Source organism: Streptomyces murinus, from assembly GCF_002154555.1.
Classification (GTDB): Bacteria; Actinomycetota; Actinomycetes; order Streptomycetales; family Streptomycetaceae; genus Streptomyces; species Streptomyces murinus.
The window spans coordinates 1-25,126 of the sequence record NZ_MUNF01000155.1; the positions used below are offsets into that span (position 1 = coordinate 1).

At 71.2% G+C, this 25,126-nt stretch carries 20 protein-coding genes and 1 tRNA gene; 10 read left to right on the forward strand and 11 right to left on the reverse strand.

What is annotated here, in order from left to right; genetic code table 11:
- The first annotated feature begins 62 nt into the window (after positions 1-62).
- Complete coding sequence (locus CCN72_RS11820; RefSeq protein ID WP_086807485.1) at positions 63-368, forward strand: 4a-hydroxytetrahydrobiopterin dehydratase; 306 nt, start codon at positions 63-65, stop codon at positions 366-368.
- Between the two features lie 5 nt (positions 369-373).
- The gene (locus tag CCN72_RS11825; protein WP_086807486.1) at positions 374-1,114 is read left to right on the forward strand and encodes a class I SAM-dependent methyltransferase; all 741 of its coding nucleotides are present in this window, start codon (positions 374-376) and stop codon (positions 1,112-1,114) included.
- 45 nt (positions 1,115-1,159) lie between these two features.
- Here CCN72_RS11825 and CCN72_RS11830 read toward each other — a convergent pair whose 3' ends face one another.
- Positions 1,160-1,933, reverse strand: coding sequence for a phytanoyl-CoA dioxygenase family protein (locus CCN72_RS11830; protein WP_425276136.1), 774 nt, complete (start codon positions 1,931-1,933; stop codon positions 1,160-1,162).
- A 138-nt stretch (positions 1,934-2,071) separates the two neighbouring features.
- Between CCN72_RS11830 and CCN72_RS11835 the strand changes: the two genes are divergently transcribed.
- Both CCN72_RS11835 and CCN72_RS11840 read left to right on the forward strand, forming a co-directional pair.
- Positions 2,072-3,016: a class I SAM-dependent methyltransferase gene (locus tag CCN72_RS11835; RefSeq protein ID WP_086807487.1), complete on the forward strand. Its 945-nt coding sequence runs from the start codon at positions 2,072-2,074 to the stop codon at positions 3,014-3,016.
- A gap of 95 nt (positions 3,017-3,111) precedes the next feature.
- A complete protein-coding gene (locus CCN72_RS11840) occupies positions 3,112-3,813 on the forward strand; it encodes an SDR family oxidoreductase (protein ID WP_086807488.1) in 702 nt (233 codons plus the stop codon).
- Between the two features lie 13 nt (positions 3,814-3,826).
- On the opposite strand, the gene CCN72_RS11845 is transcribed toward CCN72_RS11840, so the two are convergent.
- A complete protein-coding gene (locus CCN72_RS11845) occupies positions 3,827-4,534 on the reverse strand; it encodes a glycoside hydrolase family 75 protein (protein WP_086807489.1) in 708 nt (235 codons plus the stop codon).
- Positions 4,535-4,724: 190 nt separating this feature from the next.
- On the opposite strand from CCN72_RS11845, the gene CCN72_RS11850 reads away from it, so the two are divergent.
- Complete coding sequence (locus tag CCN72_RS11850; protein ID WP_086807490.1) at positions 4,725-5,336, forward strand: antibiotic biosynthesis monooxygenase family protein; 612 nt, start codon at positions 4,725-4,727, stop codon at positions 5,334-5,336.
- A 131-nt stretch (positions 5,337-5,467) separates the two neighbouring features.
- Here CCN72_RS11850 and CCN72_RS11855 read toward each other — a convergent pair whose 3' ends face one another.
- From CCN72_RS11855 to CCN72_RS11865, 3 genes are all read right to left on the reverse strand, one after another.
- A complete protein-coding gene (locus CCN72_RS11855; protein WP_037654828.1) occupies positions 5,468-6,304 on the reverse strand; it encodes an aldo/keto reductase in 837 nt (278 codons plus the stop codon).
- 107 nt (positions 6,305-6,411) lie between these two features.
- The gene (locus tag CCN72_RS11860; protein WP_086807491.1) at positions 6,412-8,238 is read right to left on the reverse strand and encodes an AMP-dependent synthetase/ligase; all 1,827 of its coding nucleotides are present in this window, start codon (positions 8,236-8,238) and stop codon (positions 6,412-6,414) included.
- A 309-nt stretch (positions 8,239-8,547) separates the two neighbouring features.
- On the reverse strand, positions 8,548-9,417 hold the full coding sequence (locus tag CCN72_RS11865) for a LysR substrate-binding domain-containing protein (RefSeq protein WP_086807492.1): 870 nt from the start codon (positions 9,415-9,417) through the stop codon (positions 8,548-8,550).
- 174 nt (positions 9,418-9,591) lie between these two features.
- Here CCN72_RS11865 and CCN72_RS11870 point away from each other — a divergent pair, with 174 nt between their 5' ends.
- On the forward strand, positions 9,592-10,767 hold the full coding sequence (locus CCN72_RS11870) for a bile acid:sodium symporter family protein (protein ID WP_086807493.1): 1,176 nt from the start codon (positions 9,592-9,594) through the stop codon (positions 10,765-10,767).
- On the opposite strand, the gene CCN72_RS11875 is transcribed toward CCN72_RS11870, so the two are convergent.
- Complete coding sequence (locus CCN72_RS11875; RefSeq protein ID WP_086807494.1) at positions 10,717-12,657, reverse strand: exo-alpha-sialidase; 1,941 nt, start codon at positions 12,655-12,657, stop codon at positions 10,717-10,719. The two genes, CCN72_RS11870 and CCN72_RS11875, sit on opposite strands and share 51 nt — an antisense overlap.
- A gap of 184 nt (positions 12,658-12,841) precedes the next feature.
- On the reverse strand, positions 12,842-13,759 hold the full coding sequence (locus CCN72_RS11880; RefSeq protein ID WP_086807495.1) for a quinone oxidoreductase family protein: 918 nt from the start codon (positions 13,757-13,759) through the stop codon (positions 12,842-12,844).
- 169 nt (positions 13,760-13,928) lie between these two features.
- On the opposite strand from CCN72_RS11880, the gene CCN72_RS11885 reads away from it, so the two are divergent.
- Positions 13,929-14,405 (forward strand): MarR family winged helix-turn-helix transcriptional regulator, encoded by a 477-nt coding sequence (locus tag CCN72_RS11885; RefSeq protein WP_086807496.1) that lies wholly within the window; start codon positions 13,929-13,931, stop codon positions 14,403-14,405.
- A 23-nt stretch (positions 14,406-14,428) separates the two neighbouring features.
- On the opposite strand, the gene CCN72_RS11890 is transcribed toward CCN72_RS11885, so the two are convergent.
- Complete coding sequence (locus CCN72_RS11890; RefSeq protein WP_086807497.1) at positions 14,429-15,148, reverse strand: SDR family oxidoreductase; 720 nt, start codon at positions 15,146-15,148, stop codon at positions 14,429-14,431.
- A gap of 113 nt (positions 15,149-15,261) precedes the next feature.
- Positions 15,262-16,116 (reverse strand): formate dehydrogenase accessory sulfurtransferase FdhD, encoded by an 855-nt coding sequence (gene fdhD, locus CCN72_RS11895; protein WP_086807498.1) that lies wholly within the window; start codon positions 16,114-16,116, stop codon positions 15,262-15,264.
- Positions 16,117-16,434: 318 nt separating this feature from the next.
- Between fdhD and CCN72_RS11900 the strand changes: the two genes are divergently transcribed.
- On the forward strand, positions 16,435-17,388 hold the full coding sequence (locus tag CCN72_RS11900; RefSeq protein WP_086807499.1) for a beta-ketoacyl-ACP synthase III: 954 nt from the start codon (positions 16,435-16,437) through the stop codon (positions 17,386-17,388).
- A 185-nt stretch (positions 17,389-17,573) separates the two neighbouring features.
- Positions 17,574-17,658: transfer RNA gene (locus CCN72_RS11905), tRNA-Leu, on the forward strand.
- 146 nt (positions 17,659-17,804) lie between these two features.
- Here CCN72_RS11905 and CCN72_RS11910 read toward each other — a convergent pair.
- Both CCN72_RS11910 and CCN72_RS11915 read right to left on the reverse strand, forming a co-directional pair.
- Complete coding sequence (locus CCN72_RS11910; protein WP_143664084.1) at positions 17,805-19,796, reverse strand: hypothetical protein; 1,992 nt, start codon at positions 19,794-19,796, stop codon at positions 17,805-17,807.
- Positions 19,797-19,993: 197 nt separating this feature from the next.
- On the reverse strand, positions 19,994-20,944 hold the full coding sequence (locus tag CCN72_RS11915; protein WP_086807501.1) for an RNA-binding protein: 951 nt from the start codon (positions 20,942-20,944) through the stop codon (positions 19,994-19,996).
- 715 nt (positions 20,945-21,659) lie between these two features.
- Between CCN72_RS11915 and CCN72_RS11920 the strand changes: the two genes are divergently transcribed.
- Positions 21,660-25,034, forward strand: a complete 3,375-nt coding sequence (locus CCN72_RS11920) for a GH92 family glycosyl hydrolase (RefSeq protein WP_244174197.1) — start codon at positions 21,660-21,662, stop codon at positions 25,032-25,034.
- Positions 25,035-25,126: the final 92 nt, after the last annotated feature.

Here is a 25,126-nt window from a genome sequence, read left to right on the forward strand (position 1 = left end):
GCCCGGCCCGGCGCGTGGCAGGCTGGGGAGGAGATCCGCACCGACCCGAAGGGAGCCGCGCCATGGCCGTCGCACCGCTGTCGCAGAAGGAGATCGAGGACCGGATCGCCGAACTTCCCGGCTGGTCCGCGGACGGCGACCGGCTCACCCGTACCTACCGGCTCCCCTCGCACTTCGCCGCGGCCGCCCTGGTCATGCACATCGCCCGCATCCAGGACGAGCTGGACCACCACTCCGACTGCACCCTCGGCTATCACTCCGTCGACCTCACCCTCACCACCCACAGCGCCGGCGGCACCCTCACCGAGAAGGACTTCACCCTCGCCCGCAGGGTGGAAGACATCGCCCCGGGCCACGGCGCACACTGAGCGTCGTGCTCGATTACGACAAGGAAGCCCGTGTCTACGACGCCTCACGCGGCGGCGAGCAGCGCGCCGAAGCCGCCACGGACGCCGTCCTCGACCTGATACCCGACCGCCCGGGCCGCCTCCTGGACCTCGGCTGCGGCACCGGCATCGTCACCCGCAGGCTCGCCGCGGCCCGCCCCGCGACCCGGGTGACCGGCGCGGACCTCGCCCCCGGCATGATCCACCGGGCCGCCGCCCGGCTGCCCGGCGCGATCGTCCGGGCCGACAGCCGCCGACTGCCCTTCCCCGACGCCACCTTCGACGCCGTCACCAGCATCTGGCTGCTGCACCTGCTGACCGGCCCCGACGACCTGGCCGCCGTCGTCGCCGAGTGCGCCCGCGTCCTGCGGCCCGGCGGGGTGTACGTCACGACGGTCGACAAGGCCGCCGCGCACGACGTGGGCAGCGACATCGAGGCCGCCCTCGCCGACCGCCCGATCCGCCCCGCCGCGGACGCCGCCGACCTCGTCACCGCGCGGGCCGCCCGGCACGGGCTCGCTCTCGCGGGGCGGTCCGCCTTCCCCGGTGTCGGTCAGGGCCGCAGCCCCCGCAGCACCATCGCCGACCTGCACCGGGGCTGGTTCAGCATGCTGCCGTCCGGCGATCCCCGCCGGGAGACGTACGCCGCCCGCCTCGCCGCCCTCCCCGACCAGGACCGCCCGCGCCCGGACCCGACGTTCAGCTTGCGCGCCTTCCGTAAACAGTGACGGGTGTCAGCGGCCGACGGGGGCGCGGGTGGCCGGCCCCGGTGGCTACCGCCCGAGCCCCCGGCGGATCGCCGTCTCCACCGGCGAGTACGCCCCGTCCGGCCGCTCCAGCTCGTACGGCACCGCGGGCTCCAGCGGCGGCTGCGCCATGAGCCGCGGCCGGGTGCCATGGTGCGGCTGCGCCGCGTGCACCAGGAAGGGATGGCACAGATAGACATCGCCGGGGCGCCCGGTGGCCAGGGCGAGCGGCCGGTGCGCGCTCGCCGCGACCAGCTCCGGCGCGACCTCAAGGCCGGAGACACCCGTCTCACCGTACGGTTCGAGGATCCGCGGCACATCCAGATGCGAGCCGACCCGGATCCGCGTCGGGGCATCCTCCTCGGTCACCTCGCTGAACAGGAACAGCATCAGCAACGCCCGGTCCCGGGACCGCAGATTGGTGTGGAACCAGGTGGCGCCCTCGGGCAGATAGCTGCCCTCGATGTGCCAGCCGGCGTCGCCCGGGTCCTCGGGGTGCGGAAAGCGCAGCGGGAACGTGCCGAGCGAGTACCGCGGCAGCCAACGCCGTTCCCCCACCAGCAGGTCGAACGCCGCGTGCAGGGCGGGGGAGTTGGCCGCGGCCGCGAAGGGCCCCTGCGCCAGGCCGCCGATCCGTACCACCGGCTCCTTCCAGGTGCCGGGGCCCTCCGGGTCGTACCCCGTCTCCCGCCACAGCAGCCGCGCGCAGTCCTCGGCGACGCGGGGCGCGACCGCGCCCTCGATCTTCACGAACCCGTCGGCGAGGAAGCGCTCCACCATGTCGTTGCCCATGCGGGCCATCGTGGACGAGGAGAGGCGGCCGGGCATCCGGTTTTCCGGCGGTCGCCCCGCCCCGGATTTGCCGGGTCGGCAACGGAACTGGCCCTCGCCCGGTGCGCCGTCGCACCCTGACGGCATCCGGAAGAGAGGCTGACCACCATGGCGCACGACCACGACGGCGATCACACCCACGGCCAGGGACACGAAAAGGACCATGGACACAAGCACGGCCATGGCCATGGGCACGGGCACGGGCACGGCACGGACCTCGACTGGAACGAGATGGCCCCCCTGCTGGAGGCCCAGGCCGAACTGTTCGCCCCGCTGTACCGGCAGGCCCTGTCCTGGCTCGCGGACGAGATCGCCGAGCCGGGGCTGATCGCGGACGCGGGCAGCGGACCCGGGGTCCTGTCCTGTCTGTTCGCCGAGGCGTTCCCCGGCGCCCGGGTCGTCGCCGTGGACGGCACCGCGCCGCTCCTCGACCGGGCCCGCGCCCGTGCCGACCGGCTGGGCCTCGCCGGCCGCTTCGACACCCTCGCCGGTGAACTCCCGGACGTACTGGACCAGTTGCCGAAGCCGGCCGATCTGCTGTGGGCCAGCCGCAGCCTGCACCACCTCGGCGACCAGCGGGCCGCGCTCACCGCGTTCGGACAGCGGCTCGCCCCCGGTGGCACCCTGGCCCTCCTCGAAGGCGGCCTGCCCTCCCGCTTCCTGCCCCGCGACCTCGGCATCGGCCGCCCCGGACTCCAGGCACGGCTGGACGCGCTGGAGGAGGACTGGTTCACCCGGATGCGCACCGAACTGCCCGGCTCCGTCGCCGAGACCGAGGACTGGCCGGCCCTGCTGACCGCCGCCGGCCTGCGGTACACCGGCACCCGCAGCTTCCTGCTCGACCTGCCCGCCCCGGCCGACGACCGGACCCGCGCCTATGTCGCCGCCACCCTCGGCCGGCTGCGCGAGGGCTTCGGTGACGCCCTGGCCGCCGAGGACCGGGACACCCTCGACCGGCTCCTGGACCCCGCCGACCCCGCGAGCGTCCACCGGCGGCCGGACGTCTTCGTCCTGTCCGCGCACACCGTGCACACGGCCGTACGCCCGTCCTGACCGCGCCCGCTGTCCGACGGCACTTGACTTCGAGAGCGCTTCAAGTGGTGAACTCCCCTTCCGCCCACCGGCATTCGGAACTCCAGGGGGAAACCATGAACGACTCTCCGGTCGCGCTGATCACCGGCGGCGGCAGCGGCATCGGGGCCGCCGTCGCCCGGCAACTGCTGGCCGCGGGCCACCGGGTCACCGTCACCGGCCGCACGGAGCGGCGGCTGCGGGACTTCGCCGAGGGCCTGGGCGACCCCGAGGCACTGACGACGGTCGTCGGTGACGCGGCGTCGTACGACGACATCCGGCACGCGGTCGACCGCACCCGCACGGTGTACGGTCGGCTGGACACCGTGGTCGCCAACGCCGGGATCGCCACCCATGACTCCGTGGCGGAGGGCGACCCGGCGGGCTGGTCCGAGATGGTGCTCACCAACGTCCTCGGCCCGGCTCTGCTCATCCGCGCCTCGGTCGACGCGCTCAAGGAGACGCGCGGCCGGATCGTGCTCGTCGGCAGCGTCGCCGGGTTCGTGAACACGCCGGGCAACCTCTACGGGGCGACCAAGTGGGCGGTCACCGGGCTCGCCGAGAACACCCGGCGGCAGGTCACCGAGTACGGCGTCGGGGTGACGCTGATCGCCCCCGGCCGGGTGGAGACCCCGTTCTGGGACGGCTACGGCAGCCTGCCCCCGGGGCCCCTGCTGACCGCCGACCAGATCGCCGACTCCGTGGTCTGGGCGATCCGGCAGCCGGCCGGGGTCGATGTCAACACCGTGGTCGTACGTCCGCTGGGTCAGCCCAACTGACGTACCGGTAGCACTAGTTGTTGGCTATGAACTGCTTGGCCAGCTGGTCGCCGAGGGACACGGCGGCGCTGTGGCTCTCGATGGGGGAGGCCTTGGAGTCCTTGAACAGGATGTAGGTCACGCCCGAGTCCGCGCCGCCGGTCGCCGGGTCGGGATCGATCCCGAGCGCCTTGGCGGTGGCGTACGACGCCTCGCCGATGATCTTCGTGGGGCCGGTGTCGCCGACGACGGCGTACTCCACCTTGTTGTCGTAGATGACGGCGACCACGCCACCGCCCTTGATCCCGTAGTCGGAGTACTTCCAGATGCTGCTGGAGCTGGGCACCACGACATAGGGCAGCGACTCGGACTTCAGGGGCTTGCCGTCGGACTGGTGGAAGGCGGTGTCGTCCTGGTACCAGGGGTCGCGGTCCTCGTTGCAGTTGGTGGTGCGCTGGCCGTCGCAGTCGATGTCCATGTCGGCCTTCCAGAAGACCGCGCCGTTCTTGCCGCAGACGGGGACCGTGGCCGAGGTCTCGTCGTCGGTCTTGTACTTGCCGTTGGAGATCTGCGAACAGGACTTCACCTTGGCGAGCAGGTCGGCCGCGCTGACCGAGCCCTCCTGGGCGGCCTTCGGCGCGGCTGTCGGCGCGGGGTTCGCGAGCGCGTGCGCGGGCATCAGGCCGGCGGCGAGCAGGGCGGCCCCGGAGGCCGCGGCGAGGGTCAGTGATCGAAGACGCACTGTGGGGGACCCTTCTATTAGGAAACTTTCCTTACCGGGCGGCTCCACCGTGGCGCAGGCGCCATGTGCGCGTCAACCCTCCGGCTGTGAACTCGTGGGAACCCCGTGCGTATTGCGGGGGTTTGTGCTCATGGCGAGACTGGAGTCACCGGAGGGATCCATGTCCTTCGCGCCCGGGAGGCGAGGCGTCATGTTCGTACGCACGGTGTACGCGACCGGGGACCCGGCCCGGCTGGACTCGGCCCTGCGCGCGCTGAACAGCCAGGGCCACGATCTGCTGGAGGAGCGGCCCGGCTATCGGGGCGCGGGCGTCTTCGTCGACCGAGAGCTGGGCAAACTGCTCACGGTCAGCTGGTGGGAGTCCGAGGAGGCGCAGGCCAACAGCGACGAGGTGATGCGGGAACGGCGCCCCGCGCTGCTGGAACCCTTCGCCGCCTCGGTGGCCGTCGAGCACTATCGCGTCGCGGTCTTCCACGCCCTGCCCCGGCCCGTGGTCGGCGGCGGACTGCGCGTCGCCCGACTGGAGTTCGACCCCCGGGACGCGGACCTGCTGGCCGACACCTTCCACGCGAGCGCGCTGCCACGGCTTGAGACGGTACCGGGACTCGCCCGTACGGCGCTGCTGCTGGACCACGACCGGGGGCGGGGCATCGCGGGCACGGTCTTCACCGATCAGCACGCCCTCGCGTCCTCCCGCGCCGCCCTCTGCGCCATCCGACAGTCCGGCACGGCGAAGGCACGGGCGACGGTGGTGGCGCTGGAGGAGTTCGAGGTGGTGCACGCGGACGCGCATACGCTGTGAGAGCGGGCGGGTCCCCAGCGCCGTCGCGGTCTACGGCGTCCGCCCTGGCCGGTCGCGCAGTTCCCGGCGCCCCTTCGAAGCCTCGGCCGTGTGTACAGAGCACTCCCGTACACACGGCCGGAGAAAATTCGTCAGCCCATGTCGAACGTGGCCGGGTCCGGCCCGATCCGCCGGTCCTCGTTCAGCGCGCCGATCGCCGCCAGGTCCTCCGCGTCCAGGCTGAAGTCGAACACCTCGATGTTCTCCTTGATCCGGGACGGCGTCACCGACTTCGGGATCACGATGGTGCCCTGCTGGACATGCCACCGCAGCACCACCTGCGCCGGAGTGCGGTTGTGCTTCTGTGCGATCGCCACGATCGCCGGCACCTCCAGCAGCCCCTTGCCCTGCCCGAGCGGCGACCAGGCCTCCGTCCGGATGCCCTGCTCCGCGTGGTACTCCCGGGCCGCGTGCTGCTGAAGATGCGGATGCAGCTCGATCTGGTTCACCGCGGGGATGACGGACGTCTCCTCGGCGAGCCGCCGCAGGTGCTCGGGCAGGAAGTTGGACACACCGATGGCCCGGACCCTGCCGTCGGCGTACAGCTTCTCCAGCGCCTTGTAGGTGTCGACGTACGTGTCCCGGGCCGGCAGCGGCCAGTGGATCAGGTACAGGTCGAGATGGTCGAGTCCCAGCTTGCCGAGCGAGGTGTCGAAGGCACGCAGTGTCGCGTCGTACCCCTGGTCGCTGTTCCAGAGCTTGGTGGTGACGAAGATGTCCTCGCGGGGCAGACCGGAGGCCGCGATGGCCCGGCCGGTGCCCTCTTCGTTGCCGTACGCCGCGGCCGTGTCGATGCTGCGGTACCCGGCCTCGAGCGCCGTGCCGACGGCCCGCTCGGCCTCGTCGTCCGGCACCTGCCACACGCCGAAGCCCACCTGGGGCATCTCGACGCCGTTGTTGAGGATGATCGGGGGGACCTTGCTGCTCACGAGCTCGTGATCCTTCGCTGGTCGACGACGTGGTTCTCCATCGTCAACGATCACACACCGCGATACATTCCTGACGCGCCTGGAAGATCCGGATCCGTCCGGGCCCCTCAGGACTTGTACAGGGCCTCGACCTCGCGCTCGTACGCCTTCTCGATCGCCTTCCGTTTCAGCTTCAACGATGGCGTCAGCAGGCCGTGTTCCTCGGTGAAGGGCTGCGCCAGTATCCGGAAGGTGCGGATCGACTCGGCCTGTGAGACCAGCGTGTTCGCGGCGACCACCGCGCGCCGCACCTCGGTCTCCAGATCCGGGTCCCGTACCAGCTGCGCGGGTGCCATCGCCGGTTTGCCGCGCATCTGGAGCCAGTGTTCGACGGCCTCGTGGTCGAGGGTGACCAGGGCCGCGATGTAGGGGCGGTCGTTGCCGACCACGATGCACTGGCTGACCAGCGGATGGTCGCGGACCCGCTCCTCCAGCACCCCGGGCGAGACGCTCTTGCCGCCGGAGGTCACGAGGATCTCCTTCTTGCGCCCGGTGATCGTCAGATAACCGTCCTCATCGAGGGAACCCAGGTCACCGGTGGCCAGCCAGCCGTCGTGCAGCGATCCGTCGGTCGCCTTGGGGTTGTTCAGATAGCCCTGGAAGACATTGCCGCCGTACAACCAGACCTCGCCGTCATCGGCGATGTGCACGGTCGTGCCCGGGATCGCCTGGCCGACCGTGCCGTAGCGGGTGTGCTCGGGCGGGTTCGCGGTCGCCGCGGCCGTGGACTCGGTCAGACCGTAGCCCTCGTAGATCTGCACGCCCGCGCCCGCGAAGAACAGCCCGAGCCGGCGGTCCATACCGGAGCCGCCGGACATGGCGTTGCGGATCCGGCCACCCATCGCGGCCCTGACTTTCGCGTACACCAGCTTGTCGAACAACTGGTGCTGCATCCGCAGCCCCGCCGTCGGCCCCGGCCCGAGCCCCCAGGCCTTCGCCTCGATCGCCTCCGCGTACCGCACCGCCACATCGACCGCCTTCTCGAACGGCCCCGCCTTGCCCTCCTTCTCCGCCTTGCGCCGGGAGGCGTTGAACACCTTCTCGAAGATGTACGGCACCGCCAGGATGAACGTCGGCTGGAACGCCTGGAGGTCGGGCAGCAGGGCGGCGGCGTTCAGCTGCGGCTGATGGCCGAGCCGCACCCGGCCCCGGATCGCGGCCACCTCCACCATGCGACCGAAGACATGGGCGAGCGGCAGGAACAGCAGGGTGGAAGCCTCCTCGCCGCGCTTGGAGTGGAACACCGGCTCCCAGCGGCCCACCACACTGTCCGCCTCGAACATGAAGTTCCCGTGCGAGAGCACACAGCCCTTGGGGCGGCCGGTGGTGCCCGAGGTGTAGATGACGGTGGCCACCGAGTCCGGGGTGACCGCCTGCCGGTGCCGGTGCACCACCTCGTCGTCCAGATGCGCCCCGGCGTCGTACAGCTCCTGCACACAGCCCGCGTCCAGCTGCCACAACTGGCGCAGCCGCGGCAGCCGGCCGATCACCGTGGCGATGGTCATCGCATGGTCCTCGTGCTCCACGATCGCCGCGGTGACCTCGGCGTCGTACAGCATCCAGAAGCACTGCTCGGCCGAGGACGTGGGGTAGACCGGCACCACCTGGGCGCCGATGGTCCACAGGGCGAAGTCGAAGAGCGTCCACTCGTAGCGGGTACGGGACATGATCGCGACCCGGTCGCCGAACCGGACCCCGCTCGCCAGCAGGCCCTTGGCCAGGGCGAGGACCTCGTCACGGAACTCGGCGGAGGTCACATCGCGCCACTGCCCGGCAGCGTCCTTGCGGCCGAGAGCCACACGCCCCGGATCCGTCTGGGCATGCTCGAAGACGACATCGGCCAGACCACCCACCGGCGGTGCCGACGTGAGAGGCGGGTTGGTGAACTCGCGCAATCCTCGCTCCCCGATCCTCGCTGCCTGAACGCGCCGGTGATGTGCGGCACAGCGCCGTGAAAGCTACCTCACACCCTGACCGGAGGGGAGGGGGGCGGAAACAGAGCAAACCTCGCCTTCTGCCCGACGGTTGTCCGGAAAATGCCCGCACATAGGGAAGGGACGGACACAATACTGACGGGTCAGTAAGTTTCGGCGGCGTAATCTCCACCGAATCTGTACGCGCCGATTACCGCTCTGTACAGGGCGATTACGGCCATGACCACGCCGCGCGCCGCCCGCCCCTCTGTGAAGAGCGCCACACCGCCGTCAGCCGCCATGGCGCCGCAGCCGCTCCCCGCCCGCCAGGACCGCCGCCGCGAGGGCGTCCGCCGCCTCCTGCGTCCCGGGCCGGTGGCGGCCGTGCGCCAGCACGAAGTCGACCTTGCCGAGCTCCGGCAGCCCCGCGCGCTCCGGCAGCCGGAACAGGCCCGGCGGGATCAGCCGGCGCGAGTGCGCCATCACCCCGAGCCCCGCGCGGGCCGCGGCGATCAGCCCGTTGAGGCTGCCGCTGGTGCAGACGATCCGCCAGTCGCGCCCCCCTCGCTCCAGCGCCTCCAGGGCCCGCGCCCGGGTGAGGCCGGGTGGCGGATACACGATCAGCGGGACCGGCCGCTCGGCGTCCAGGCGCAGCCGCTCGGCGCCGATCCACACCAGGTCGTCGCGCCACACCAGCGCCCCGCGCGGATCCTCCGGGCGCCGCTTGGCCAGCACCAGATCGAGCTTCCCGGCGGCCAGCCGCTCGTGCAGGATCCCGGACAGCTCGACCGTCAGCTCCAGATCGACCTCGGGGTGGTCGTGACGGAAGCCCGCCAGGATCTCCGGCAGCCGGGTCAGCACGAAGTCCTCGGAGGCCCCGAACCGCAGCCGCCCGCGCACCCGGGCCCCGGTGAAGAACGCCGTCGCCTGCTCGTGCACCTGAAGGATCCGGCGCGCGAAGCCCAGCATCGCCTCGCCGTCCTCGGTCAGCTCCACGGAGTGCGTGTCCCGGACGAACAGCGGACGCCCCGACGCGTCCTCCAGCCTGCGCACATGCTGGCTCACCGTGGACTGGCGCAGGCCCAGGCGCCGGGCCGCCTGGGTGAAGCTCAGCGTCTGGGCGACCGCGAGGAAGGTCCGCAGCTGTGTCGGGTCGTACACGGGCCCAGCGTACGTCGCTATCGCGAATCATGATGACAGTGAGAGTGGTGTGCGGGATTCCCGATCAAGACGGGGCAAGGGATCATGAGGAGGAGCCCGGTCCCACGGGCCCGACCGGAACGCCGCCGCACACACCCCCATGTCCCCCATGTCCTCGCACACCATCGGAGCACCGTGACACGCCTGCGCTGGCCGAGCTGGATGCCGATCGACCCGTACATCGTGCTGCTCCTCGGCACGGTGGGCCTCGCCGCCCTGTTCCCGGCCCATGGCACCGGTGCCACCGTGGCCTCGGGCGCCTCGACCGCCGCGATCGCCTTCCTCTTCTTCCTCTACGGCGCCCGCCTCTCCACCCGCGAGGCACTCGACGGACTGCGCCACTGGCGGCTCCATGTCACCGTGCTGGCCTGCACCTTCCTCGTCTTCCCCGCGCTCGGCCTGGCCGCCCGCGCCACTGTGCCGGTCCTCCTCACCCAGCCCCTCTACCAGGGGCTGCTCTTCCTGACCCTGGTGCCGTCCACGATCCAGTCCTCCATCGCCTTCACCTCCATCGCACGCGGAAACGTGCCCGCCGCCATCTGCGCCGGCTCCTTCTCCTCCCTGGTCGGCATCGTCATCACTCCGCTGCTGGCCGCGGTACTGCTCGGCAACAGCGGTGGCGGGTTCTCCGCCGACTCGCTCGTCAAGATCGTGCTGCAACTGCTGGTGCCGTTCCTCGCCGGGCAGCTGCTGCGGCGCTGGATCGGCCCCTTCATCACCCGGCACAAGAAGGTCCTCGGACTGGTCGACCGCGGCTCCATCCTGCTTGTCGTCTACACCGCGTTCAGCGAGGGCATGATCCAGGGCATCTGGCACCAGGTCAGCCCCGCCCGGCTCGGCGCGCTCCTGCTGGTCGAGGCCGCGGTGCTCGCCGTGATGCTGGTGGCGACCTGGTACGGCGGCCGGGCGCTGGGCTTCGGCCGGGCGGACCGGATCGCCATCCAGTTCGCCGGCTCCAAGAAGTCCCTCGCCGCCGGCCTCCCCATGGCCAGCGTCCTCTTCGGCGCCCACGCCTCCCTTGCCGTGCTCCCGCTGATGCTCTTCCACCAGATGCAGCTGATGGTGTGCGCGGTCATCGCCAAGCGCCGCGCCCATGACCCGGGGGTCGAGAGCGGGGACGCCGACCGGGGCGCCGGGGCCGAGGACGCTGGTGCCGCCGGAGCCGGAGCCGGGGCCGGAGCCGGAGCCGGGGACGGTGGCCGGGCCGGTTCCGGGAACGGTGGCGGCGCCGGGGCCGAGACGGGCGACGGCGCCGAGGGGTCAGCGGCTCACCCGGTCCAGGGGCAGCCACACAACCGTGTCCTTCGGTGACCGCAGCGCCTTCGGGTCGGCCAGCTCCTGATCGGTGAGCGCACGGTCCCACAGGTGCACCTCGTCGATCGCACCGGTGAAGAAGGCCCGGCTGTCCATCCGCTGGCCTATGTGCACACCGAAGGCCGAGCTACGGCTCACCGAGCCCGGCACATCGGCCACCACAGCCCGCGTACCGTCCACGAACAGCGACAGCGTCCCGTCGCCCCGGCGCAGCACCGCGTGATGCCACTGGCCGTCGTTGTACGCGCTGTCCGTGCGCACGGACACCGTCCGCGGTGCCGCGGCGCCGTCCCGGGCGGTGATCAGCCCCTGTATCCGGTGGTTCGCCGGCTCCCCGCGCAGCCACACCTGCGGCTCGCTGGTCCCGATCCCGCCCATCCACAGCAGCGGCTGCTCTCCGCTCGTCGCCGTGTACCTGAACCACAGCGACGCGGTGAAGTCCTTCGCGCCCAGGGGAAGGCTCGCGCGGTACGGCAGCCGTACGGCGTCGTCCGTGCCGTCGAAGGCGAGCGCTCCCCCGAAGACACCGTCCGTCCGCCGCGCGCCGCCGAGCACCGCGGCCGGGCGGGCGCCCGGGGCCAGGTCCGGGGTGACCGGGTCGGGGCCACGGCGCGGGGTGAGCCAGTCCTCGGTGAACCGGGCGAAGCGGATCTCGTCCCGCGCGTCCACCGCCCCGCCCTCGTACAGCAGGCCCACGGTGTCATCGGCGGTCCGCACCAGGTCGGAGTAGCCCGACCAGTCGGTGGTGACGACCGTGCCCCGGTCCACGCTGTCCCAGGTGCGGCCGCCGTCGTAGGAGGAGCGGATCATCATGGTGCGGCGCCGGTCGGGGTCGGCGGGGCAGGCCAGCAGGACGCGGTCGCCCAGGCGCAGTATCGACCCCTGTACCTGCGGGGTGTACAGGTCGGGAAGGGCACGGAAGGGCGCGGTGAAGCTGTTGCCGCCGTCGCGGCTGGTGGTCTGGGTGCGCTGGCCGAGGTCGGTGCCGTCCGTCTCCCGGCCGCTGACCAGGATCGAACCGTCCCCGAGCTCGGCGAGGGTCAGCTCGGACGGCTTCTGCCGGAAGGTGCCGTCGTCCGCGATGGGCCAGGCGTCGGTGGCGCCGATCCGCCAGTGGCCGCCGTGGTCGTCGCTGACGATGAGCGCCGCGTGGTTGGCGGTGATCCGGCTGCCGTTCCATGTCTCGGCGTTGACCCCGAACACCAGCCGGCCCGCGTACCGCCCCTTGGTCAGCTGAATACCGTGCACCGGACCCGTCGCGTACCAGGAGTTCCAGTCGGCGGGCAGTATCTCGGGGCTCAGATCGCGCGGCGCGGACCAGGTCAGGCCGTCGTCGTCGCTGTACTGAAGATGCGGGGTGCGGTCGCAGGGGACCGAGCAACTGGCGCTGTCCGTACGCCCCGTGTTGTACGTCTCGGCGAGCCAGATACGGCCGGTCGTCCGGTCCACGATCGGCGCCGGGTTGCCATGGGTGTCGCCCGCGCCCTCGTTGACCACCCGGAGCGGGCCCCAGGTGCGGCCGTCGTCGGTGGACCGTTTGACCACGATGTCGATGTCGGCGGCGTCCCCGCAGTTGAGCACCCGGCCCTCGGCGAAGGCCAGCAGCGTCCCGTCCTTCGCCCGGACGACCGCGGGGATGCGGAAGCAGGCGTAACCCGGGTCCTGGGAGGCCCGGAACAGCACCTGCTGCTCGAACTCGGTTGCCCCGCCCGTCTGTTGGGACTGTCGACCTCCTTGAGTCTGTTGGTTCTGTGGGGTTGATCGGGCCGGTTGGGCCGGTCGGGCGTGGGCCGGTTGGGCCGGGAGCAGGGGCGCGAGGAGGGCGGCCGTCATGACGGCGGCCGTGGCGAGTACGGATCTGAGTCGGGCGCGAAGACATGACGGCACGTGTGGCCTGCCTCTCGTCGGCCGGACATCTGGACGTCCGGACATCCCATGTCCAAGGTGCGCCTCATCGAAGGTAGTTGGGCCTTTGGTGTCATACAAGAAGTGTGCCGGGATGCGCCGCGCGAAACGATGGAGCCCGCCACCGGAAGCGTCCGGGGGTTTACCGGAGCAAGCGCGCGGGGGTTCATGGGCGCAGCACGACCTTGCCCAGATTGGACCGTGTCTCTATCGCCGCGTGTGCCCGCGCGGCCTCCTCCAGGGCGAACTCCGCGTGCACGACGGGCCGTACGCTCCCCTCGGCGAACAGCCGCCACAGCTCCCGGCGCCACCGCTCGTACAGCTCGGGCCGGCCGCGGGCGATCAGCGCCATCTGGAAGCCGATCACCGACTTGGCGCCCACGAGGAGGTCGTACGCCCGGACCGTGCCGCCGCCCGAGCTGTAGGCGACCAGCCGGCCGTGCGGTGCGAGGGCGGCGACGGCGGGGGTGAGCAGCTCGCCGCCGACCGCGTCCAGGACGCAGTCCACCGGCTCGCCCCAGCTGTCGTCGCCGTACCGGACGCAGTCGTCCGCGCCGAGGGAGCGCACGAACTCGGCCTTCGCCGGGTCGGACACGGCCCCCACGACCCGCCCCGCACCCCGCGCCCGCGCCAGCTGCACCGCCAGGTGCCCGACCCCGCTCGCCGCCGCCGTCACCAGCACCGACTCGCCCGGCTCCGGACGCGCCGCGGACAGGGCGCCGAGCGCGACCAGACCGCTGCGTACCAGGGCGACCGCGTCCGCCTCGCTGGCGCCCTCCGGCACCGGTGAGGCCATGGCCTCGTCCAGCACCGCGTAATCGGCGTACCCGTGTCCGAAGCACAGCCCGGTGACCCGGTCGCCGGCCCGGAACCGGGTCACCTCCGCGCCGACCGCCACCACCTCGCCCGCCACTTCGCCGCCCAGCGGTATCGGCTCGGGGGCCTCGCGGACCTTGCGGACGACCGGCAGCGTGACACCGATCGCGGCGCAGCGCACGAGCAGCTGCCCGGGGCCGGGCACAGGGACGTCGGCCTTCTCCATGAACAGGGGGCCGCCGGGGGAGTCGTACCGGACGCGACGCATCGCAACCTCCGTGGCCGTCGTGCCGGGTCGCACAGGGGCGGGCCGGGTCGGATCGGCGGGGCCGGTCGCGGGGTAAGGGTGAGCCGAACCTCGCGAAATCGTTGGGAGTCCCAACGGTACGCCGAAACTCATGGGGAAGTCCAACGATTTCTCGGATAGGCTGCCGACCATGGCTGCCGAAACGTTTCCGAGTGCCGAACCGGAACGGACGTCCGAACCGCCCCTGACCGCGATCCGGGCGCTGCCCAGCTGGATCCTCGGCCGGGCCGCCGCGCGGGGCCGGGCCCTCGTCGCCGACGCGCTCGCCGCCGAGGGGCTGAAGATGTGGCACCACGTGGCGCTCTCCGCCGTCCGCGACCTCGCCCCCGTGGCGCAGGCCGATCTCGCGCGGGGGATCGCCCTCGACCCCAAGGATCTCGTCGGCATCCTGAACGACCTCCAGCGTGCCGGCCTGGTCGTCCGCGCGCCGGATCCCGGGGACCGCCGTAAGAACGCCGTCTCCCTCACCGAGGAGGGCGGCCTGCTCCTCGAACGCTGCGAGCAGGCCGCCCGTACGGCCAACGAGGAGTTGCTCGCTCCGCTGTCGGCGGCCGAACGCGAGCTGTTCATACTCCTGTTGACGAGGATCTCCGGCGTGGAGGGATGACCCGGGCGGTGTCGGACCGGACCTCAGGCCAGGGTTCCGCCGCCGTCCACGACCACCACCGAGCCGGTGCTGTAACCCCCGCGCATCAGATACAGGTACGCCTCCGCCACGTCCGCGGGCTCGCCCACCCGGCCCACCGGCAGCGATCCCGCCGCCGCGCTGTACAGCCCCTCGCGCTCCGCCTCCGGCAACTCCCGCCACAACTCGGTGCGTACGACGCCGGGCGCGACCACATTGACCCGCAGCGGCGCCAACTCCAGTGCCAGCGCCCGGGTCAGGGACTCCATCGCCCCGCACAGCGCCGACACCACGCTCGAACCCGGCAGTGGCCGATTCCCCGCCGTACCCGTGGTCAGTACGATCGAGCCGCCCTCCCGGATCGACCCGGCGCCGTACTTCACCGCCCGGTACGCACCCCACAGCCTGGTGTCCAAGAACCGCTGCGCCCGCGCCAGTTCGGTGTCCGCCACGCTCTCCAGCAGCAGCGTCTCACCCGCCGTGTACACCAGGTGGTCGAACGCGCCGAGCCCCTCGAAGAACCCGCGCACCGCGGCCTCGTCCGTCGTGTCCAGCACCTTCCCGCGCGCACCCTCCGGCAGCCGCTTCAGCGCCGCGTCCACGCTCTCCTGCCGCCGCGAGGCGACCACCACCTCGGCACCTTCCCGCGCCGCGCCCTCGGCCACCGCGAACCCGATGCCCGACGTACCCCCGAGCACCACCACACGCTGTCCCCGCAGACCCATGGAACCACCTCTCCGTCAACGTGCTCCGTCTTTCCGTACGCCTCCAAGCCTGCGGTTCCGGGGGCGGGTTCGTCCAAGACCTCTTTTGGCCGTGGCGGTCGGTCGGGTCGCGGTCAGCCCTCCGCCGTTTCCGTCTCCTCCGCCAGGACGATCCGGTCGTCCCCCGCGTACACGTTCATCGAGCCGCCCCGCAGGAAACCGACGAGTGTCAGGCCGGTCTCCGTCGCGAGGTCCACGGCCAGTGACGACGGCGCCGACACCGCCGCCAGCATCGGGATCCCGGCCATCACGGCCTTCTGCGCCAGTTCGAACGAGGCTCGGCCGGAGACCAGCAGCACCGTGCGGGACAGGGGGAGTTCGCCGTTCTGGAGGGCCCGCCCCACCAGCTTGTCGACCGCGTTGTGCCGGCCGACGTCCTCCTTGATGTCCAGCAGCTCTCCGTCCTCGGTGAACAGGGCGGCCGCGTGCAGACCACCGGTGCGGTCGAACACCCGCTGGGCCTCCCGCAGCCGTTCGGGCAGCCCGGACAGCAACGCGGGCGTGACGCGCAGCCGGGGGCTGTCGGCGATCGGCCAGCGGGTGGTCGTACGTACGGCGTCCAGGCTGGCCTTGCCGCACAGTCCGCACGAGGACGAGGTGTACACGTTCCGTTCGAGGGTGAAGTCGGGGAGGGAGACGCCCGGGGTGGTCCGTACGTCGACCACGTTGTAGGTGTTCGAACCGTCCGCGATCGCGCCCGCGCAGTAGACGATGTTCTGAAGATCGGACGCGGCGGCCAGCACGCCCTCGCTCACCAGGAACCCGGCCGCGAGCGCGAAGTCGTCGCCCGGGGTGCGCATGGTGATCGCCAGCGGCTTGCCGTTCAGCCGGATCTCCAGGGGCTCCTCGGCGACGAGCGTGTCCGGCCGGGTGGAGACCGCGCCGTCCCGGATGCGGAGGACCTTGCGTCGCTGCGTGACTCGTCCCATGTCCTGATCAGCCCCGGTTCTGTACGTGCTGGTGGCCGAAGCGGCCCTTGGTGCGGGATCTGCGATGCGGAGATCTCATTGTCCTGCACATGCATTGTCCTGCACATGGAGGACGAGGCCGCGGCCCGCTTCGCGGGAGGCCCGGTGGTGTGTGGTGGTGCGCGGTAGTGCCCGGTGGTGCTCGCGAGGGCTCGATGGTGCTGAGGGGAGCCGACAATTCGTATGCCCGTTTCCTGTGGCTTCACGTGCCGTCGTACTGGCGAGTCACTCAGCAGACTGTGGATCCCGCTCACCACGGCAACAAGGGGGACCTCCGTCATGCACGGCTCTCGCATCGCCGCCATCGGCCACTATCAGCCCGCCCGGGTGCTCACCAACGAGGACCTGGCCGGCATGGTCGACACCAGCGACGAGTGGATCCGCACGCGGGTGGGCATCCACACCCGGCACATCGCCGGCCCCGACGAGCCGGTGGACGAGCTGGCCGCGCACGCCGCCGCCAAGGCCCTCGCCGCGGCGGGGCTCGGACCCGCCGACATCGACCTGGTCCTCGTCGCCACCTCCACCGCCATCGACCGGTCCCCGAACACCGCCGCCCGGGTCGCGGCCCGGCTCGGCATCCCGGGGCCCGCCGCGATGGACATCAACGTGGTGTGCGCCGGCTTCACCCACGCCCTGGCCACCGCCGACCACACGATCCGGGCGGGCGCCGCCACCCGTGCGCTGGTCATCGGCGCCGAGAAGATGACCGACGTCGCCGACTGGAGCGACCGCAGCACCTGCGTCCTCGTCGGCGACGGCGCGGGAGCCGCGGTGGTGGAGGGGTGCGCACCGGAGCAGGAGCAGGAGCCGGGGATCGGGCCCGTGCTGTGGGGGTCGGTGCCGGAGATGGGGCACACGGTACGGATCGAGGGCACGCCGCCGCGGTTCGCGCAGGAGGGCCAGAGCGTCTACCGCTGGGCCACCACCCGGCTGCCGGCCATCGCCCGCCAGGCCTGCGAGCGCACCGGGATCGCCCCCGAGGACCTCGCGGGCGTCGTCCTCCACCAGGCCAATCTGCGCATCATCGAACCCCTCGCGGAGAAGATCGGCGCCGTCAACGCGGTGATCGCCCGCGACGTGACGGAGTCCGGCAACACCTCCGCCGCGAGCATCCCCCTCGCCCTCTCCAAACTCGTCGAACAGGGCGCCCTGCCCACCGGCGCGCCGGTCCTCCTCTTCGGCTTCGGCGGGAACCTGTCGTACGCCGGTCAGGTCATCCACTGCCCGTAGGGCGCGCCCGCCTGCGCGTGCGGTCACTCTGTGTACACGGGATCCCGCACCGCGTACACAGCCGCGCACCCGCCCGGCTCCCCGCTCCGCCCGAGCGAAATACGCAGGTGAAAGGCACTCCGAAACCTTGGTATTGTTGTCCATGTCGCCGCGAGGGAAGCCCTCCGCAAGGCGACAGACACCTGGTCCGGGTGGCGGAATGGCAGACGCGCTAGCTTGAGGTGCTAGTGCCCTTTATCGGGCGTGGGGGTTCAAGTCCCCCCTCGGACACTTCTCACAGCGAGGATCATGACCTGAGGGTCGTGGTCCTCGCTGTGTGTTTGCGGTGATCGTGAGGGCGGGCCGCGTGGTTGATCCACGGACGGGCGTGCGGTGTCGCGGATGCAGATCTGTCGGTATCGGTCGTCGGTCGGTTGTCACGGCAGGGCGAGGACATCGTCGATCGCGGAACGCATCTCCTCGTCATGGATGAAGGCCCGGTAGTCGCGGTACGTCGACAACCGCCGGTCGGATTCACGCACCGTGTGCAGGGTCGCCCGTGTCGTCGAAGAGACCGTGCCGATCCTGGCGAGGGCACGCAACGCGTCGAGGAAGAGGCCGTAGTCGTCGCCGTCGGCGATGGGCAGAAGGTACTCCTCCAGGACGGACCCACTCGGCTCCGGTTCGCCAGTGATCGACCACAGCGCGACCGCCGCGCGCAGCCGCAGCCAACCGGGACCGTGCTCCATGACGTACCGCACCCGGTCGGCGTAGCGTGCGGCCGCCGGTCCGAAATCGCCGAGGAGCTCGACGGGACCGTAAAGCGGTTCCTTCTCGGTCAGCACCGCCTCCCCGATGAGCCGCAGTGCCGCGTCGTGATCGCCGCCCAGGCGCCAGGCGGCCCAGGCGACCTTCCGGTGATTGCCGGGATGGTCGAGGACCACGCAGCGGCACACGGCGGGCTCGGCCGACTCGGCGGCCGGTCCCATGGCCACCAGCGCGTCGACGGCGTCCAGCGAGTACCGGGTGTCGTCCAGCAGGGCCACCACTTCCGGCAGCGCGGGCGCGGCGGCCGCTCCCCAGGCCTTGAGGACTTCCAGGAAGCAGCGATTCAGCGGCCCGCCTCCTCGGTCGTCCCGCAGCAGTTTCCGCACCGCGGGCAGCAGAGCATGCGCGTGCGCCCGCAGCGGAGTCAGCACGTCCTCGACCTCGGGCAGGCGCGGGTCGCTCGCGACGTACGCGCGTGAGTACTGCCCCCGGTACGGCGCGTACAGCCGCTCGACCAACCCCGGCAGCGCGCGCTCGTCGCCGATGCGGGACAGCGCCCAGCGGGCGTGGTCGCCGACGGTTCCCTCAAGGAAATCGGCCCGGCCGGGATCGTCGACGAGCGCGGCCAACTCGTCGGCGTACGGCGCCGCCCGCGAACCCAGCACGGCCAGCAGGTGGGCCGCCCGGTACCGTACGCCGTCGTCCGGCTCGGCGAGCAGCGCACCCGCGAGCGGCAACAGCGCCGGTGCCGCGGACGGCCGGACCACCAGCAGCTGCCACCCCTCGTCCAACGCGGCGCGGCACAGCGGGATGTCCCCGGTCTCGCGTGCTGCACCGATGAGCCGAACGACGAAGTCGAGGCCCGCCCGCGAAGCGTTCCCGAACAACGGGGCCGTCCAGGAGACGACATCCTCTCGGGTGAAGGCACTGTCGACATCCGGCATGTACCAGGCCGCCTCGAACTGCGGACGCACCGCCGGGTCGGACAGAACCTGCACCAGCAGGTCGAGCTCACGGACCGACGCCTCGGCATCGAACGCGGCCCAGGCGTGCACGGCCGCGACCCGCATGACGGGATCCGCCGTCCGCAGCACCTCGGTCACCACCGCCCGCACGCGTTCCACCGGGCCCGTTGCGGTGGATTCGGCCGCGGCGGTTCCCAGCGCGAGCAGCAGGGGCAGCCGCACCGTCGGGTCCGTCTCGACGCGCCACCGCTCCAACAGCACATCGATGTCCGCCCCGAGCGGCAGGGCTTCCCTCCGCACCTCGGGCACGGGGTCCGCGAGCAGTTCCCTGATGCGAGGGCGCTGGGCCCGCCACGCCTCGTGCCACCCCGAGTCCACCAGGCCCGGGTCGGCTTCGGCCGCCGCCCTGCGCAAGCTGGTCAGCAACTGGACCAGTGTGACCCGAGCGCCCATGTCCGGATCGCCGGCGAGTGCGACGACGAACGGCAGCGCGGCGGTCTCGACGGAGGCCACGCGGCCGGTGCCCAGCGCGAAGCAGTCGTACAGGGGACAGCAGTCCTCGTCGGTCGCCGCCCCGCCCCTGAGGACCAGACGACGCAGGGCGCGGCGCATGTCGTTGGCCGAGTGGACTTCGAGCGCCGACTCCAGCCGCTCCCACGGCACTTCGTCGAGCGATTCGAGCGCTATGCCTGTCATTCAACCCCCTGCCACCGCGAACGGGCGCTCCGGCGGACACTCTGTCATTGAAAAGCGGCGCCGGGGGAAGTCGCCCTTCCCGAGGGTGGTGATGGGGAGGGTGAGCGTGCCGGGGGAGCGGGTTCACCTACGACGGCGAGGCCAACTGGCCGTATGCACAGGTGTGTTCGCAAGGGGCAGGGCCGGCGTGAACCGGGTCACCACCGGGCTCGCGGTACTCCGTCGCTGTCGGGCAGGGCGGCGCGGTGCAGCGGACGGCGTTCGTCGAGGTCCAGGGGCAGGGCGCAGGCGGCCCGTGCGTCGGCCACCAGGGCGGCGAGCCACTGGTATTCGGTGTCGTCGACGACGGTGTGGCTGATCGTGCCGTCCTGCGTCTCCCAGACGAACTCCACGGCTCCCTCCTCGGGCAACGCCGCGAGGACCGCGCCGACATCGGGGACGAGGTCGGGCCAGATGGTGAGCAGGGCGCGCGGCCCGAGGCCGGCGCGTACCGCGGCGAGGTTCTTCGGAGTGAGGCGGTGCCAGCGTGCGGCGTTGCGGACGTAGGCCTCCTCCAGGAGCGCGCTCTGCCGTGAGTGCAGGGTCATGCGTACGCGCGTCCAGAAGTACTCGTCGGCAGTCTCCACCTCTTCCGTTTCGTCGAACTCGGCCGCGTAGGGGGACACTGTCAGCGGCTCCGCGAACAGGCCGAGTTCCCGCGTACGGGTCACGGCGTCCGGGCAGGGGCGGTCGCTGCCCACATACACGTACTGGTCCCAGCCGACGTGCACGGTGAACGCGTCGCCTGCCTCAAGACGGCACCAAGCACCCTGGTCGCGGAGCATGGCGCGGACCAGCTCCAGAGCGACCGGAAGGGAAACCTCGGCCCCGTCGTGGTAACCGGTGAGGTCGGCAGGGAAGAGCTCGCCGAGGCCGTGCCCCTCAACCGGCGCCTCCCCACCGAAATGAACGAAACCGGTGACCGCGGGCTCGCGGATCTCCAGCCGGTCGATGCCGGAGGCTTCCGCGAACGCGGCGACCGCCGCAAGGTAGGCCGCTTCGACCGGCCCATGGTCGCTGACCGTGTCCTCGGTGCCGGTGTAGTGGCCACGCTCGTCGCGGTCGGCGGGGTCGTACTTGGTGATCCGGTGGACGAAGGACGGCGGCACGCTGCTCCCTGCGCGGTCGGATCGGGGTGCCAGTGTAGTCACCTGGTCCAGGCCCGAAGGGGGAGAGGGGTCTCCATGTGGATATCGGTCAGCCATGGTTGAGCGTCGTGGTCGGCCCGTCCGGCCAACCGAATGCTCACTTCCATGGCCAAGGAGGACTGGGACGGCCTTCCGGATCTCGCTGACCGCCGAAGGGGCCTCTCCTCGCCCATACCCCCGGCCCCGAGGCGCGTTCGGAGCAAAACCGGCAGGGCGTTGCTCGTCGCTTTTGCGATGTCGGAGGTTGCCGCTCCGTCTTCCGGTCGGTCGCGCTCAAGACGGTGCGCGCTGCCGGTCGACTCGGGGGTCGGACGAAGTCTGCCCCGGACACCTGTAGTTCCCCGGGGCGGGCACCGGCCATCAGCCGGTCGGTGACCGACCGCCCCGACCGTGCCGCCGCCCCACCGGTCACCCCCCTCGCGAACTTCGCTCCCAGAAACTGCTGTTGGCCTCGTTGACACGCCGTAAGACCACGCGTTTCACTCGACACTTGTGAATGGCAACGTTGTCAGGCCGCCGGCCGAAGGCGGCCGGCACCGGAGCCCGCACCGATGTCCCTGCCCTTCGGCACATCAGCACCTGTGCGAAGCACGAAACGCTGCGGAGGCAACCGATGGTCCGATCCCGACGTTCAGCTGAGCCACGCAATCGAAAGAGATTTCGTCAACGTCTGGCCGTGATCTCCGTCCTGGGGATCGCGGCGTTCCCGCTTCCGGCGATCGGCGGCGCCTATGCCGCGAGTGCCGCGCCGCCGGCCCTGGTGAAGGATCCCGCGTCCCTCGTCAACCCGCTGATCGGCACCTCCGGAGAGGTGGACACCTTCCCCGGCCCCGACATGCCGGCCGGCATGGTGCAGTGGGGTCCGGACACCACGCCCGACCGGCCCTCCGGCGGTGGCTATGAGTACGACGACAAGAAGATCTCGGGCTTCAGCCTCACCCATGTCTCCGGACCCGGGTGCGGAGTCGCGGGCGACCTGCCCATCCTTCCGGTGACCGGCTCGCTCTCGGGCAACCTCGGCAACACGTCCGCGGGCTTCAGCCACGCCGATGAGCAGACCGGCATCGGGTCGTACAAGGTCACCGACGCGAACGGCGTCACGACCCGGCTGACCGACACCACGCGCGCCGGACTGGGTTCCTTCACCTTCCCGACGGGCAGTCAGGCGAACCTGCTGTTCAAGCTCAGCGGCGGGGCCACCCAGGTGGACGGGACCCGCGTCCAGGTGGTGAACAAGAAGGAGATCAGCGGCTCGGTCGACAGCGGCCACTTCTGCGGTGCGAAGAACCGGTACACCCTGCACTTCGACATCAAGTTCGACCAGCCGTTCACCGGCAGTGGCACCTGGGTCGGCGGCACCATCAACCCGGACGCGACCTCGCTGAAGGCGGGCAAGGTCGAGCAGAAGGCGCAGCCGCACCCCTCGAAGCGGCTGAAGGAGAAGCACTTCACCGTTCCCGCGGCCCCGTCGCCGACCGTGCACGGGAGCGCCGCGAAGTCGTCCGGTACGGGTGCGCCCTCCCCGGCCCCGAGCACCGGCGCCACGCCCTCGGCCTCGCCGTCAGCCTCGCCCTCGGCCACGGGCAAGACCGCCCATCCGCCCACCACGGGCGCCAACGGGATGTATCTGACCTTCGACACCTCCTCGAACGCCACGGTGAAGGCGAAGGTCGGCATCTCGTACACCAGTGACGCCAATGCGGCGGACAACCTCACCACCGAGATCAAGAACTGGAACCTCGACGCGGTGGAGCGGGCGAACCACGACGCCTGGAACACGGTGCTGGACAAGGTCCGGATCGGCGGTGGCACCCAGGACCAGCAGGTGCAGTTCTACACGGCGCTCTACCACGCGCTGCTGCACCCGAACGTGTTCTCGGACGCCAACGGCCAGTACATGGGCATGGACAACCAGATCCACAAGCTGGCCAAGGGGCAGCAGGCCCAGTACGCCAACTACTCGGGCTGGGACACCTATCGCTCCCAGACCCAGCTGATGGCGATGGCCGAACCCAAGGTCACCAGCGACGTCGTCACCTCCATGCTCAACGGCTACGACCAGACGGGCCTGCTCCCCAAGTGGGCCTCCAACAACGGCGAGAGCTACGTCATGGTCGGCGACCCGGCGGCCGGCATCATCGCCGACGCGTACGCCTTCGGCGCCCGGAGCTTCGACACGGACAAGGCGCTCGCCGCCCTCCAGCACGAGGCGACCGCCCCGAACAACGACCGTCCCGGCGAGGCCGTACGGGACGCCAAGGGCTACCTCCCGCTGGACGAGAACGACTACGGGTGCTGCAACTTCTACGGCCCGGTCTCCACCCAGTTGGAGTACGACTCCGCCGACTACGCCCTCGCCGCCTTCGCCAAGTCGCTGGGCAAGAAGGCGGTTTACCAGAAGTTCGCCACCCGCGCCCAGGACTGGATGAACGTCTTCAACCCGGGCACCGGTTACATGCAGGCGAAGGACAAGGACGGCCGGTTCGCGGGCGGCTTTACCCCGGGCACCTCCAACGGTTTCGTCGAGGGCACATCGGCCCAGTACACGCCGATGGTCCCGTTCAACCTGAAGCAGCTCATCCAGGCGCGCGGCGGTGACCAGGCGTACTCGTCCTTCCTGGACAGCCTGCTCGACAACATCACCGACCCCGGCAACACCAATGCCAACCTGAGCAACGAGCCCAGTGTGGAGATCCCCTGGGAGTACGACTACACCGGCATGCCGTGGAAGACCCAGGAGGCCGTCCGCGCGGCCCAGCTGAATCTGTACTTCAACGCCCCGGTCGGCTCGTTCGGCAACGACGACCTCGGCGCGATGAGCTCCTGGTACGTCTGGTCCGAGCTGGGCATGTACCCCGAGACCCCGGGCACGGACACCCTCGCGCTCGGCAGCCCGGCCTTCCCGGTGGCGCAGGTGACGCTCGCCGGCGGCAGGACGGTGCGGATCAACGCACCGCAGGCGGCGCCCGACGCGCCGTACGTGCAGTCCCTCGACGTCAAGGGCAAGGAGTGGAAGACCTCCTGGCTGACGTACGGACAGTTCAAGGGCGCGGGCACGCTGGACTTCACCCTCGGGACCCAGCCGAACAAGTCCTGGGCCTCCGATCCGTCGGCGGTGCCGCCGTCGGACACCACGGGCGGGGACCGCGTCCTGGCCGCGGCCGGTCCGACCAGTGACGGACTGGTGCTCCAGCCGGGCGCTTCCGGTGAGGGCGCGCTCGACCTCACCAACCTCGGCGGCAAGGCCGTCACCGTCGACTGGAAGGCGACGGCGCCGTCGGGCGTCGCGCTCGACCCGGCGTCCGGCTCGGTGACGGTGCCCGCCTCGGGCAGCGCGGAGGCGAAGGTGCGGGTGACGGCGGGCGCGAGCGAGGGGACGTTCCCCGTCGCCTTCGCGCTGACCGATCACAGCACCGGGGCGGCACTGAACGGGGCGGCGCTCCGGGTCGCCGTGGCCAAGGCCGGTGAGCTGTGGCCGTACGACACTAACGAGGGCATCTACCCCGACGGTACGACCTTCTCGGGCGGTTTCGACGACAGCGGCTGGGCGTTCTCGCAGAACGCGCTGTCGGCGGCCGGCGCCACGAGCGGCTCCGCCCTCACGGTCGACGACATCTCCTACACCTGGCCGGCGGTGGCGTCCGGTCAGCTGGACAACCTGGAGATGGCCGGCCAGACCATCCAGATGCCGGCCGGTACGTCGGGAGCGTCGCTGGGCCTGCTGGGTACGGCGACCAACGCGCCGACCGACGGCAGCGGGGTGTCGGGCACGATGACCGTCACCTATACCGACGGCAGCACCGCCAAGGCGACGGTCGGCTTCTCGGACTGGACGCTCAACGCCGGTTCGACCAAGCCGATGGCGGGCGACACCACGGCCGTCACGACGGGCTACCGGAACACCGGAAGCGGCGGCCGGGACGGAGTGAAGACCTACGTCTTCGCCACGAAGGTCCCGCTCGACGCGTCCAAGCAGGTGGCCTCGATCACCCTCCCGGTGACCGGCTCGTCGGGCAGCGACCACCTGTTCGCCTACGGCTTCGGCCGGTGAGAGGCGGGCGACACCGATGACGGTGGGCCGGTCCCGCCCCCCCCACGAGCCCCAGGGACCGGCCCACCGGCTCACCCGGCCCCTCCCCGGGC